At 63.8% G+C, this 13,589-nt stretch carries 7 protein-coding genes; 3 read left to right on the top strand and 4 right to left on the bottom strand.

Annotated features, from left to right (window positions below; genetic code table 11):
- Positions 1-159: 159 nt before the first annotated feature.
- The gene (locus IEX16_RS18430; protein WP_188709949.1) at positions 160-2,169 is read left to right on the top strand and encodes a transglutaminase TgpA family protein; all 2,010 of its coding nucleotides are present in this window, start codon (positions 160-162) and stop codon (positions 2,167-2,169) included.
- A gap of 91 nt (positions 2,170-2,260) precedes the next feature.
- A complete protein-coding gene (mltB, locus tag IEX16_RS18425) occupies positions 2,261-3,394 on the top strand; it encodes a lytic murein transglycosylase B (RefSeq protein ID WP_188709948.1) in 1,134 nt (377 codons plus the stop codon).
- Positions 3,395-3,418: 24 nt separating this feature from the next.
- Here mltB and IEX16_RS18420 read toward each other — a convergent pair whose 3' ends face one another.
- The 4 genes from IEX16_RS18420 to IEX16_RS18405 all read right to left on the bottom strand — a co-directional run bounded on the left by IEX16_RS18420 (position 3,419) and on the right by IEX16_RS18405 (position 9,718).
- Positions 3,419-4,237 (bottom strand): transglutaminase family protein, encoded by an 819-nt coding sequence (locus tag IEX16_RS18420; protein ID WP_188709947.1) that lies wholly within the window; start codon positions 4,235-4,237, stop codon positions 3,419-3,421.
- A gap of 259 nt (positions 4,238-4,496) precedes the next feature.
- On the bottom strand, positions 4,497-5,456 hold the full coding sequence (locus IEX16_RS18415; protein ID WP_188709946.1) for an alpha-E domain-containing protein: 960 nt from the start codon (positions 5,454-5,456) through the stop codon (positions 4,497-4,499).
- 17 nt (positions 5,457-5,473) lie between these two features.
- Positions 5,474-7,018 (bottom strand): circularly permuted type 2 ATP-grasp protein, encoded by a 1,545-nt coding sequence (locus IEX16_RS18410; RefSeq protein ID WP_188709945.1) that lies wholly within the window; start codon positions 7,016-7,018, stop codon positions 5,474-5,476.
- An 84-nt stretch (positions 7,019-7,102) separates the two neighbouring features.
- Entirely contained in the window at positions 7,103-9,718 is a 2,616-nt protein-coding gene (locus IEX16_RS18405) for a DNA internalization-related competence protein ComEC/Rec2 (protein ID WP_188709944.1), read from the bottom strand.
- 246 nt (positions 9,719-9,964) lie between these two features.
- Between IEX16_RS18405 and IEX16_RS18400 the strand changes: the two genes are divergently transcribed.
- Entirely contained in the window at positions 9,965-13,582 is a 3,618-nt protein-coding gene (locus tag IEX16_RS18400; RefSeq protein ID WP_188709943.1) for a transglutaminase family protein, read from the top strand.
- Positions 13,583-13,589: the final 7 nt, after the last annotated feature.

Raw genomic sequence — 13,589 nt, 5'->3', positions numbered from 1 at the left:
AATGAAAACCGTCAACCATGTCTCCGCACATGTGTCACCTATGTCTCCGGTCTATACAGCGACGCAAAGAAAAGTGCCTCGCCCGCCGGGGCGAGACCCGGCCAGCAGGCAAACCACAGAAAAACCGATCACACAGACAAGCTCTGGCAGGGGTAGCAATTGCTAGCCCGCCTCCAATCCCTGCCTCGCGACAGCCGCGACACCCTGTTCCTGCTGGCCGTCATCGCCTGGGTGCTGCTGCCTCAGGTCAGCCATTTGCCCTGGTGGTGCAGCGCCCTCGCAGCGGCCATGCTGCTTTTTCGCGGCAAGCTGGCTTTTGGCAACCAGCCGTTGCCGAACAAGTGGTGGTTGCTGGTGCTGCTGGCGGTGGCCGTGGGTGCCACCTTGCTGACCCACAAAACCCTGCTGGGCCGCGATGCCGGGGTCACGCTGATCGTGATCCTGCTGGCGCTGAAGACCCTGGAGTTGCGCGCCCGGCGTGACGCTTTTGTGGTGTTTTTCCTCGGCTTCTTCACCATGCTGACCAACTTTTTCTACTCGCAGTCGCTGCTGACGGCCTTCAGCATGCTGCTCGGGCTGCTGGGCCTGCTGACGGCGCTGGTCAATGCGCACATGCCGGTGGGCAAACCGCCGCTGCTGCAGGCCGCAAAAACAGCCGGCTGGATGGCGCTGTTGGGTGCGCCGGTGATGGTGGTGCTGTTTTTGCTGTTTCCGCGGCTGGCGCCGCTATGGGGTACGCCGTCTGACGCGATGACCGGCCGCAGCGGCTTGAGCGCCACCATGCAGGTCGGCACCATCGCCAGTCTGGCGCTGGACGACAGCATCGCCATGCGTATTGCCTTTGAAGGCCGGCTACCGCCGCAACGCGAACTGTATTTTCGCGGCCCGGTGCTATCCAGCTTCGACGGCCGGGAATGGCGCTCTTCCTCAAGCTCCCTTTTTCCCGCGCGTTTCAAGCTGGCAGACAAGCTGAAGGTCGAGGGACCCCCGGTTTCCTACCAGGTCACGCTGGAGCCCACCAGCCGACCCTGGCTGTTCGTGATGGAGGCGGCCGGCGAGAGCCCAGTGTTGCCCGGCTACCAGACCCGCATGAGCAGCGAGTTGCAGTGGTTAACGGACCGGCCGATCACCGACATCGTCCGCTACCAGGTGCAAAGCCACCCGGTGTTCCGGCACGGGCCGGACAAGCAGGAGATCGGGCTGCAGGAGTTTGTCGAGCTCCCCCCGGGATTCAACCCCCGCACGCTGGCGCTGGCCGCAGAGATCCGGCGTGATCCGCGCTACGCGCAGGCCGGCACCCAGGCGCTGGTGCAGGTGGCCATGGACAAGCTGCGCACTGGCGGTTACACCTACACGCTGGAACCCGGCGTTTACGGTGCCAACACTGCCGACGAGTTCTGGTTCGACCGCAAGGAAGGTTTTTGCGAACACATTGCCTCGGCCTTTGTGGTGCTGATGCGCGCCATGGACGTGCCAGCGCGCATCGTCACCGGCTACCAGGGCGGAGAGCTCAATTCGGTGGATGGATTCTGGGTGTTGCGCCAGAGTGATGCGCACGCCTGGACCGAGGTCTGGCAGGCCGGTGTGGGCTGGGTGCGGGTGGACCCGACCTCCGCCGTGTCGCCCGGACGCACCGGCGCCTTCCAGCGGCTGACGGCGCCGCAAGGTGTGGTCGGACAGGCCCTGGGCAACCTCAGTCCGGCCTTGTCGGTTCAACTGCGCGCCGCCTGGGAGGCGGTGAACAACCGGTGGAACCAGTGGGTGCTCAACTACACGCAGGGCAAGCAGCTCGACCTTCTCAAAAAAATAGGCTTCGAGTCACCAAGCTGGGAAGACCTCAGTTATGTGTTGATCGCCATCGTGGTGCTGGTGAGCGCGGCCGGGGCCGCCTGGGCCTGGTGGGAGCGGGTACAGCATGATCCCTGGCTGCGGCTGCTGGGGCACGCCCGTCGGCAGTTGAGCCGCGCCGGCCTGACCAGCAGCGCCGCCAGCACGCCGCGCCAACTCGCGCTGCAGGTGCTTGCACAACAGGGCAAGCAGGGCCAGGCAATACACGACTGGCTGATGCAGCTCGAAGCTCAGCGTTATTCCACTTCGGCTGGCCCCGCCTCTGGCATCGACCTGGCTCGACTGAAAAAACAATATGCCTGCCTGCGTTGGCCGGTTTGAGTCATCGTCCCACACGCCAGGGTATCTGCCAGGCACGATACTGTGGCTTCGGACTGCCCTCTTCAGGGTTTACAGAAACCGCATTTTTCGCATGACCTCTTCGCTGTTTTCTGCGCTTGTCGCATCCCGTCGCTGGATCGCTCCTGTTTTGATAGCTACTTGCACAGGCGGGGCATGGGCTGCAACCCCAAAAGACTTAAAAATTCGCAAAGCCGCGACGAGCCCGCCAGCTACGCAGGAGCCGGCGCAGTTGTACGCGCATCGCCCCGAGGCCATGCGTTTTGCCGACGACCTGGCCAGCCGGCGTGACCTGGACCCGCAATGGGTGCGTCAGACACTGGGCCAGGCGCGCCACTTGCCGACGGTGGTGCGCCTGATGCAGCCGCCAGCAAAAAACTTCACCAAGAACTGGCGTGTCTACCGCAGCCGCTTCATCGACCCGGTCCGCATCGCCGCTGGAGTGCGTTTCTGGCAAGACAACCAGGCCAGCCTGGCACGCGCCGAAGCCGATTACGGGGTGCCCGCGGAAATCATCGTCGGCATCATCGGGGTGGAAACTATCTATGGCCGCGACACGGGCAAGTTCCGGGTGCTGGATGCGCTGGCCACGCTGGCCTTCGACTTTCCGGCGTCGCATCCGCGCGCCAGCGAGCGCAGCGAGTTTTTCAGAGGCGAGATTGAGCAGTTCCTGACCCTGCAGAGCCGTCTTAATACCGACCCGTTTGCGGCGCTCGGCAGTTATGCCGGCGCCATGGGCATGCCACAGTTCATGCCGTCCAGCCGCAACAAATACGCGGTGGACTTCGACGGCGACGGCCGCATCGACCTGTGGAACAGCCCGGCCGACGTGATCGGCTCGGTCGCCAACTACTTCAAGGCTTTCAACTGGCAGCCCGGCATGCCGACGCATTACCCGGTCAGTTTTGACAGCAGGAAACTGGACATGGATGCGCTGATGGCGCCCGACATCCTGCCGACCTTCAGCGTGGCGAGTTTCACTGCCAAGGGCGCTGTGCTGGAAGGGACGGCGCTGCAACACAGCGGCCCGCTGGCACTGGTGGAACTGCTCAACGGCGACCCGGCCAATGGCGGCAGCGCGCCCATTTACGTCGCCGGCACCGAAAACTTCTACGCCATAACTCGCTACAACTGGAGCAGTTATTACGCGATGTCAGTGATTGAGCTGGGACGCGAAGTGGCCGCCAAAAAGAAAAACGGCAACTGACAGTGGCCGTCAGCCGGCCGCTTTTTACACCGGCTGGATCGTGATGTCCACCGTCATGGTTTCTTCGCCGCCACCCTGGCGCACGCCCTTGATCGGCGGGCAGGCGTTGTAGTCGGTGCCCATGGCCAAGCGGACATGGCGCTCGTCGATCATGCAGCTGTGGGTTACGTCGATGCTGACCCAGCGCCGCGCCTCCACATCAAGACAGACATCGACCCAGGCGTGGCTGGCCAGGTCGGGCTCGTTGGCGGCATAAAAATAGCCGCTCACATACCGCGCCGGAATGCCCAGGCTGCGGCATATCGCCACCATCACATGGGCCTGGTCCTGGCAGACACCAGCACCGGCTTCAAACGCCTGCAAGGCCGTGGTGGTCACCGTGGTGCTATTTTTTTGATAGCTGACCGCGCTCGCCACACCCCGGCTGAGGGCCAACAGCATGCCCAGATCGGCACGCCCGGCCGCGGGCGCCGCCACGAAGCACCGGCCAAACTCTGCCAGCCGCCCGTCCGGCGTCGCCAGGTGCGTGGCGCGCAGGAAAAAGGCCGGCTGCGGCAAAGTGTCCGCATCGGTGAATTCTGCAATGCCGAAGGTCTCGACATCGCCGGCGGCATTGACCAGACTCCAGCGCACGTTGTCCGCGACCTGGCCGACGAAAGTATAGGAGCTGACCTTATTGCCAAAGGCGTCACCTTGGTCGAACAATTTTTCCGGCGCACCCAGGCTCCAGAAATTGACGGTCTGCGCCGGACCGGACAGTGGCGTCAGCCACATGGTCTGCAACGCATACCGCAGCGGCTCGGTGTAGCGGTAGTCCGTCACATGGCGGACGTGCAACTTCATAAAGCTCCCACGTTGGACATAACGCCCCCACGTTCGCTCGCTTCGCGTAGCTCTCGAGGCCTTGCAGGCCGCCGCTCGCCAGAGGCTTCGCTTCTGTCGCCTGTCCAAAGCTGCTCAAGCAGCTTTGGAGCCGCAGGCTCCAGCCCCGGGGGGGCGCTGCGCCTGCGGCCCGGCGGAGCCGGTTCCGCGGCCCCGGCTTGACTAAAGACACGCGCGCCCTCGTCATTCCTCCGCCTTGGGGCCGACAGCATGTAATGTGTCAACTGGTCGCCGGCACCAGGAAATCGCGGCTGATGCAGGCTCCGAGTTCGTTGACGCGGTCCAGAAACTGCGTCAGGTAGGCATGCAGGCCGGTGGCCAGGATTTCATCAATGCGAGCGTACTTCAGGTCGGAATTAAGCTTGCCGGCGCGGCGCACCGTCTCACAGGTCGTGTCGTCGGTCACCAGCTTGAGGTTGCTCACCACCTCCTGCAGACTGGCCGCCAGCGAGCGTGGCATGTCCGCGCGCAGGATCAGCAATTCCGCGACGCGCTCAGGCTTGATCACGTTGCGGTAGACGCGCCGGTAAATCTCGAAGGCGCTGACGCTGCGCAGAATCGCGCTCCAGTGGTAGAAGTCGTACTCCTGGTCTTTCTCGCTGGCGGCGCCGTAGAAGTCGCTTTGCACCGCGTGAAACTTCACATCGACCAGGCGCGCAGTGTTGTCGGCGCGTTCGAGGAAGGTGCCCAGGCGCATGAAGTGCAGCGCCTCGTCCTGCAGCATGGTGCCGACCGTGACGCCGCGCGACAAGTGCGAGCGGAACTTGACCCATTCAAAAAACTGGCCGGGGTCACGCTCGAACTCGCCGTTGCGCAACATCCGGAAAATTTCCAGATAAGTCTGGTTCTGGGTCTCCCAGACCTCGGTGGTCAGCGTGCCGCGCACCGCGCGGGCGTTTTCGCGGGCATTCTTCAGGCAGGAGATGATGCTGGACGAATTCTTTTCGTCACGCACCATGAAGTCCATTACGTCACGCGCATTGATTGCGCCGTACTTACCCTCGTAGGCGGACGACAGCTCGCTGATGCTCAGCAGGCCCTGCCAGCCGACCTGGGCCACACCGGTCGATTGCGGCAGCAACGAGGTCTGGTAGTTGACGTCCAGCATACGGGCGGTATTCTCAGCGCGCTCCGTATAGCGGGACATCCAGAAAAGGTGATCAGCGGTTCTTGAAAGCATGATGAGTCCTTTCCCTGTTAGTTTGATTTAAGGGACTGTGGCTGGGACTGTCCAGACTGCGACTGGCTTTGTGACTGCCCGGACTGCGTTTGCGACTGAGCCATGGCATCGTTGTCGCCCTCAAGCACCCAGGTGTCCTTGGTGCCGCCGCCCTGGGAGGAATTGACCACCAGCGAACCGTCTTTCAGGGCCACACGTGTCAGGCCACCCGGCACCATCTGCACGGTCTTGCCGCTGAGCACAAAGGGCCGCAGGTCGATGTGGCGCGGCGCGATGCCGCTGTCCACATAGGTCGGGCAGGTCGACAGGCTCAATGTCGGCTGGGCGATATAGCCAGCCGGGTTGGCCAGCACCGCCTTGCGGAAGTCCTCGATCTCGGCCTGGGTGGAGGCGGGGCCGACCAGCATGCCGTAACCACCGGCACCGTGTACTTCCTTGACGACCAGGTCCTTCATGTTGGCCAGCGTGTATTGGAGGTCGTCGGGGTTGCGGCACATGTAGGTCGGGACGTTTTTGAGGATCGGTTTTTCGCCGAGGTAGAACTCGATCATCTTCGGCACATAGGGGTAAATCGACTTGTCGTCGGCCACACCAGTGCCAATGGCATTGCACAGCGCGACATTGCCGCTGCGGTAAACGTTGAGCAGGCCGGCGCAACCGAGGGTCGAGGTCGGGCGGAAGGCCAGCGGGTCCAGAAAATCATCATCGACGCGGCGGTAAATCACATCGACGCGTTTCGGGCCGCGCGTGGTGCGCATGTAGACGAAGTTGTCCTTGACGAACAGGTCTTGCCCCTCGACCAGCTCGACACCCATCTGCTGCGCGAGAAAGGCATGCTCGAAATAGGCCGAGTTGTACATGCCGGGCGTCAACACCACCACTGTCGGCTCGGCGCGGTGCGCCGGCGAGTTGTCGCGCAGGGTTTCGAGCAGCAGGTCGGGGTAATGTGCGACCGGCGCCACGCGGTTCTCGCTGAACAGGTCAGGAAACAGCCGCATCATCATCTTGCGGTCTTCCAGCATGTAGCTGACGCCGCTGGGCACGCGCAGGTTGTCTTCGAGCACGTAGTACTCGCCCTCGCCCTGCGCATTGGGCGCGCGCACGATGTCGATGCCGCTGATGTGCGAGTAAATGTTGCCCGGCACATCCACGCCCATCATCTCGGGGCGAAACTGTGCGTTCTGGAAAATCTGCTCGGCCGGAACCACGCCGGCCTTGATGATCTCCTGGTCGTGGTAAACGTCGTGGATGAAGCGGTTCAAGGCGGTCACACGCTGGATCAGGCCCCGCTCCATAATTTCCCACTCGTGCGCAGGAATGATGCGGGGAATCAGGTCAAAAGGGATCAGCCGCTCGGTGCCACCGGTTTCCGAGTTGCCGTCGTCCTTGTCGCCGTAGACCGCAAAAGTAATGCCAACACGGCGGAAAATCATCTCGGCCTCCGCGCGCCTGGCCTGCATGACCGATTCCGGCTGCCTAGCCAGCCAGCGCTGGTAGCTCTGGTAATGGGCCCTCACCCCGGCGTCGGCGGCGTTCATCTCGTCAAACTTCGGTCCGCTCATCAGCTTGTCTCCGTCAAATTCTTGGTGCGTTGTTCCCCAGTAGCTTAGCAAGTAATGCGCCAGTCGCCTGTAGGAAGCCCGCTTTTAATCCGGTGGCCGGTGATGCCAGTAGCGCAGTCCGGTCTGGCGCTGGCACCTCACCATGTCCGGCTGCCCACTGGTCCAGGTGGCAGCCCCGCACGCAGGCGATGCAAACACCGCAATCCGGCGTTCACGATAACGCTCCAGCACGGGCGCCGCCGGGTGTCCGAAGCGGTTGCGGTAACCGGCCTGCGCCAGCGCCAGCCCGGGTTGCACGGCATCTAGAAAAGCTGGGCTGGACGAGGTTTTGCTGCCGTGATGCGGGACCAGCAGAAGGTCTGCCTTCAGGTTCACGCCTGACGCAACCAGACGCTGCTCCTGTGCCAGTTCGATGTCTCCGGCCAGAAGGGCTGCCCTGTTTCCGTTGGAGATGCGCAATACGCAGCTCATGGCATTTGATTTTTGCGGCGTTTCGTAATCGCCAGCTTGCGGGTGCAGCACTTCAAAATCAACGCCATCCCAGGTCCAGTGCTGACCGGCTGCGCAGCGCCGCGACGGCCGCAAGGCCTGCAGCGGATGACCATCCTCGATGGAGCTCAGCAAAGCCGCCTGCGGCTGCATCGCCAGCACGGCCGGCGCGCCGCCGATATGGTCGGCGTCGCGGTGGCTCAGCATCAGGGTGTCCACGCTTTCGCCGAGAGCGCGCAGCAGCGGCACCAGCACCCGGTGGCCGGCGTCGCTCTCGCGCGAAAACCGTGGGCCGGTGTCATAGACCAGCGCATGACGCGCAGTACGGACAACCAGGGCATTTCCCTGCCCCACGTCAGCGGCGATCAGTTCGAACTGGCCGGGCGCCGGGCGCAGCGGCTGCCAGAGCAGCACCGGCAGCAGCAGTGGCACGCCGAGCACGCGCCAATGCCAGGGCAGACGCAGGGCCAGCAACAGGCCGCCAGCAACGCCGGCCACCGCGCACCACAGCGGCGCCGCCGCCACGCTGATGCTGGCCAGCGGCCAGCGCGCCAGCCATTGCAAAAACAGCATCAGCGCCGCCACCGCCGCAGCCGCCGCCTCCCACAAAGGCGCCCAGAACACGCCCAGCATGGTCAGCGGCGTCACCACCAGCGTTACCCAGGGGATGGCCAGGCCGTTGGCAAGCAGGCCCACCAGCGACACCTGATTGAACAGCAGCAGCGACAACGGCGCCAGCGCCAGGGTGACGATCCACTGTTCCCGCGCGGCGCGGAGGATTGCACCAACCGCCAGCAGCACGCCTTGCGGCAACCATGCGCGCCATCGTAAAAATACAAGATTGTTCTTGCCTTCAGCCCATGCAAATTGTGGGTCATTAGCTCCTGAATTTATAGCACTGTTGCCCGTAATTTCATCGTCACGAGCGTCTCGCCCCGCAGCAAAAAGCACGCCCACCGCCACAAACGACAGCCAGAACCCGGCCTGCAGCAAAGCCCAGGGGTCGAACGCCACCACCACTGCCATGGCCAGCAGCCAGACCTGGGGCCAGGGCCAGCGCTTGCCGCTCTGGCGCAGCAACACCACGGTGGCCAGCATCCAGACGGTGCGTTGCGCCGGCACACCCCAGCCCGAGAGCAGTGCGTAGCCAGCCGCCAGCAACAAGCCGCCCCGGACACCGGCGCTGCCCGCTGGCAGCGCCAGGCACAGGGCCGGGGTCCAGCGTGCAGAACGCCGCCACAACCAGGCTATGCCTTGCGCCGCCAGCCAGGCGAACATCGTTATGTGCAATCCTGAAATCGACATCAGGTGCGCCACACCCGTGGCACGGAACACATCCCAGTCGGCGCGCTCGATGGCGTTCTGGTCGCCGACCAGCAGGGCCGCAACCACGCCGGCCAGTTGGCGGTCGGCCACGCGCGCATAAACCGCATCCCGCAGCGACTGGCGCAGCCGCTCGACCGGGTGGCGCCAACCATCGGCAAGCCGTACAGGTGCGGGATCCCGCGGCCCTGCGCGAACATAGCCGGTGGCCTGCACACCCTGCTCCCAAAGCCAGAGTTCATAGTCAAACCCATGCGGGTTGCTGTTGCCGTGCGGCGCTTTCAGGCGCACCGTCATGCGCCAATGTTCGCCGGCGCGCAAGGCCGGTGGCGGGCGCTGCAGCGCCAGCGCAGCGGCCGGGCCGCCGCTGGCATCCGGATTGTCCGGGCCACTGGCCCCGGTCACCGGCTCCCGGAAACCGAAACCGGCATACCAGCCCAGGTAGATCTGCGGGGGCAGCCGCACCGGCTGCCCCTCAAGGCGAGCCGACTCGATGGCAAAACGAAAGCGCAGGCCATCGTCGCTGCGCTGGGGCATGGCCACGACCCGGCCCGTGACCTCGATGTCCCGGCCTTCCAGCGCCGGGGCGAGCGCGCCGGTCTGGAAAATCACGGCGCGCAGGCCCGTCAGGCCGAAGCCCAAGCCCGCCGCCAGCACCAGGACAGCAACCGCCCTGAGCCCCCACACGGCAGCCTGGGACAAGCGAAAACAAACCGGTACAAGGGCTGCGGAGCCAAGCAGCAAGGCGCCATAGACCGTGGCCTGCAACAACGCGGACTGCTGCAGCTGCAGGGCGGCGCCGGCGACAAATCCGCAGAAAATCGCCCCCCACAAACGGGCTGGTGGCCTGGCTGAGATCGTTCGGCGCACATGCCTCCCCTGTTGCATCATTGTTATGTGTTGCGGCGAAGCTGTTCAACGATCCGGCGCCCGCATCCGCCTACACGCCGCGCACAAGACCATTTTTCGCCCGAACCCGTCAGCTGCGCGCCGACAGACTTTGAGGCCTTTGGCGCAGCTCTTGCTTAAATTGAATGGATTAAAACCGTCAATGCGGTTCCGTAAGCGGCCACCCTCCTGTTTCTGCGGCATAGTGCCAGTAACTCCCCGAATTTTCTGAAAAGCGAGACCAACTTGTCCATCCACGTTGCCCTGAGCCACATCACCCATTACAAATATGACCGTCTGGTGCGCCTGGGCCCCCAGGTTGTCCGCCTGCGTCCCGCGCCGCACAGCCGCACCAAGGTGTTGTCCTATTCGCTCTCCATAGAGCCCACGGACCACTTCATCAACTGGCAGCAGGACCCGTTTGCCAACTACCAGGCCCGGCTGGTGTTTCCCGAGCCGACCCGCGAGTTCAAAGTCACGGTCGATCTGGTCGTCGAGATGGCGGTGTTCAACCCGTTTGACTTCTTCCTGGAGCCAGACGCCGAAGAATTTCCCTTTACCTACACCCAAGACCAGGCGCGTGAGCTGGCGCCTTACCTCGCGACCGAACCGGCCACACCGCTGCTCAAAGCTTATCTGGACAGCGTGGACCGCACTCCGAAACGCACCATCGATTTCCTGGTCGGGCTGAACCAGAAGCTGCAGGGCGACATCCAGTACGCGATCCGCATGGAGCCCGGTGTGCAGACGCCCGAAGAAACCCTCAAGCTGGCGGTCGGTTCCTGCCGCGACACCGGCTGGCTGATGGTGCAGTTGTTCCGGCACTTGGGTCTGGCGGCGCGTTTTGTCTCAGGTTACCTGATCCAGCTCAAGGCCGACGTCAAATCGCTGGACGGCCCCAGCGGTGCCGAAACCGACTTCACCGACCTGCACGCCTGGTGCGAGGTATTTTTGCCCGGCGCCGGCTGGGTCGGACTGGACCCGACTTCGGGCCTGATGGCCGGCGAAGGCCACATCCCGCTGGCCTGCACGCCAGAGCCATCAAGCGCGGCGCCGATTGAAGGCGGTGTCGATGAAAGCGAAGTCGAGTTCGCCCACCACATGGGTGTGCAGCGCATTTACGAATCGCCGCGTGTGACCCAGCCCTACACCGACGCCCTGTGGGCCGACGTGCTCAAGCTCGGCCACCAGGTGGACCAGGACCTGGCCGCCGGCGATGTGCGCCTGACCATGGGCGGCGAGCCGACCTTTGTGGCCACCCAGGACCGCGACGCGGCCGAATGGAACATCGACGCGCTGGGGCCGACAAAACGCGGCTACGCGACCGAACTCGTGCAAAAGCTGCGCGCTGAATACGGCGAAGGCGGCTTTCTGCATTTCGGCCAGGGCAAATGGTACCCCGGCGAGCAGTTGCCGCGCTGGGCGTTGAGCATTTTCTGGCGCAAGGACGGCCAGCCGGTCTGGCAGAACCCGGCCCTGTTCACCGACGAACGCCACATCGAGGCCGGCTGCAGTTACACCAGCGCGGACGCAAAACGCTTCGCCGACACGCTGGCCAGCAAGCTGGGCCTGTCGGCCCAACACATCACACCGGGCTACGAAGACACCTGGTACTACCTGTGGCGCGAGCGCCGCTTGCCGGTCAATGTCGACCCCTTCGATACCAAGCTCGACGACGCCATGGAACGGGCCCGCCTGCGCCGCGTGTTCTCGCAGGGCCTAGACGCGGTGGTCGGATATGTGCTGCCGCTCAAGGTTCGCGAGGAAAGTGCTGCAGACAAAGGGCCGCAATGGTCCACCGGCCCCTGGTTCTTCCGCGATGAGCACATGTATTTGATGCCGGGCGACTCGCCCATGGGTTACCGCCTGCCGCTGGACTCGGTGCCCTGGGTCTCCAAGACCGACTACCCCTACATGACCGAGGCCGACCCATTTGCGCCGCGCGAGGAATTGCCGCCTGCCCATACGCTGGCCGAACGCTACAACGCGGCGCGCAGCCAGCCGGTGCCCGCGCCGGCCGAACCCGCCGTCGCCGCAGCCATCGCTGGCAGCCGGCACAACAGCGCCAGCATGCTGGCGCAGTACATCTCGCGCTACATGACGGTCAACGGCTCACGCAATGAAGCGAGTCGCCTGATGCAATTCCGGAACACCACGTCCAGCGTGGATGTCCGCTTTGACCAGGGCGCCAAAACGGGCGCCGTGTTGGCAGCGCCTACGGCACCCGCACCCGCAGACCCCTCGGCCCGCATGCCCAAAGCGGGCGAATCTGCCGCCTGGCTGACCCGCACCGCGCTGTGTGTCGAGGTGCGCGATCCGAACCGCGCCAATGGCCCCCAGGACAAGCCGAAAGCAGCACCGAAGGAAAAAGGCGCCAAGCCCGAGACCGGCGCGCTTTACATCTTCATGCCGCCGCTGGAGCGTCTGGAAGACTACCTAGACCTGCTGGCCGCCGTCGAGGCCAGCGCGCAATCGCTGAGCCTGCAAATCGTGCTCGAAGGTTACCCGCCGCCGCGCGATCCGCGTCTGAAGATGCTGCAGGTCACGCCCGACCCCGGCGTCATCGAGGTCAACATCCACCCCGCCTACAACTGGAACGAGCTGGTTGAACACACCGAATTTCTCTACAAAATCGCGCACGAGACGCGCCTGTCAGCTGAAAAATTCATGACCGATGGCCGCCACACCGGCACCGGCGGTGGCAACCACTTTGTGCTGGGCGGCGCCACACCGCCCGACAGCCCGTTTTTGCGCAAGCCGGAAATGCTGGGCAGCCTGATCGCCTACTGGCACAACCATCCCTCGCTGAGTTATTTGTTCTCGGGCATGTTCATCGGCCCGACCAGCCAGGCGCCACGGATTGACGAGGCGCGCAACGACCAGTTGTATGAGCTTGAAATTGCGCTGCGCGAGATTGCCGCCAATCGGGAAAAGTATGGCGAAAAGATGCCGCCGTGGATTGTCGACCGCACCCTGCGCAACATCCTTGTTGACGTGACCGGCAACACCCACCGCAGCGAGTTCTGCATCGACAAGATGTATTCGCCCGACTCGGCCACCGGCCGGCTTGGCCTGCTGGAACTGCGCGCCTTTGAAATGCCGCCGCACGCACGCATGAGCATCGTGCAGCAGTTGCTGCTTCGCGCGCTGGTGGCGCGCTTCTGGAACAAGCCCTACCACGGCCGCATGACGCGCTGGGGCACCGAGCTGCACGACCGCTTTTTGCTGCCCACTTTTGTACGTCAGGACTTTGCGGATGTGCTAACCGAGCTCAACGAGGCCGGTTATGGCTTCGACATGGCCTGGTTCAAGCCGCACTTCGAGTTCCGCTTCCCGATGATTGGCCAGGTCAAAACCAACAGCATCGAGCTCACGCTGCGTAGCGCGCTCGAGCCCTGGCATGTGATGGGCGAGGAAGGCTCGTCCGGCGGCACCGTGCGTTATGTAGACTCGTCGCTGGAACGCGTCGAGGTGCATGTGACCGGCCTCAACGACAACCGGTATGTGATCACTGCCAATGGCCGCGCGCTGCCGGTGCAAAACACCGGCACCGTAGGTGAATACGTGGCCGGCGTACGTTACAAGGCCTGGAACCCGCCCTCGGCCCTGCACCCGTCCATCGGCGTGCATGCGCCGCTGACTTTTGACATCGTGGACACCTGGATGGAGCGTTCACTGGGCGGTTGCCAATACCATGTGGTGCATCCCGGCGGCCTCAGTTACGACACGCTGCCAGTCAACTCCTACGAGGCCGAAAGCCGGCGCCTGAACCGTTTCTTCCAGATGGGCCACACGCCGGGAAAAATCCGCGTTCAACCGGCCCTGCCAAGCCGCGAGTTTCCGTTCACGCTGGATTTGCGTTAGCAGAAAC

Source organism: Polaromonas eurypsychrophila (genome assembly GCF_014641715.1).
GTDB lineage: Bacteria > Pseudomonadota > Gammaproteobacteria > Burkholderiales > Burkholderiaceae_C > Polaromonas > Polaromonas eurypsychrophila.
This window is presented reverse-complemented; position numbering and strand designations above follow the sequence as displayed.

Bases quoted from the DNA above. Each gene is read 5' to 3' on its own strand.
- IEX16_RS18410 (WP_188709945.1), bottom strand. From the start codon at position 7,018: ATGAGCGGACCGAAGTTTGACGAGATGAACGCCGCCGACGCCGGGGTG.
- IEX16_RS18415 (WP_188709946.1), bottom strand. From the start codon at position 5,456: ATGCTTTCAAGAACCGCTGATCACCTTTTCTGGATGTCCCGCTATACG.
- mltB (WP_188709948.1), top strand. From the start codon at position 2,261: ATGACCTCTTCGCTGTTTTCTGCGCTTGTCGCATCCCGTCGCTGGATC.
- IEX16_RS18420 (WP_188709947.1), bottom strand. From the start codon at position 4,237: ATGAAGTTGCACGTCCGCCATGTGACGGACTACCGCTACACCGAGCCG.
- IEX16_RS18405 (WP_188709944.1), bottom strand. From the start codon at position 9,718: ATGCAACAGGGGAGGCATGTGCGCCGAACGATCTCAGCCAGGCCACCA.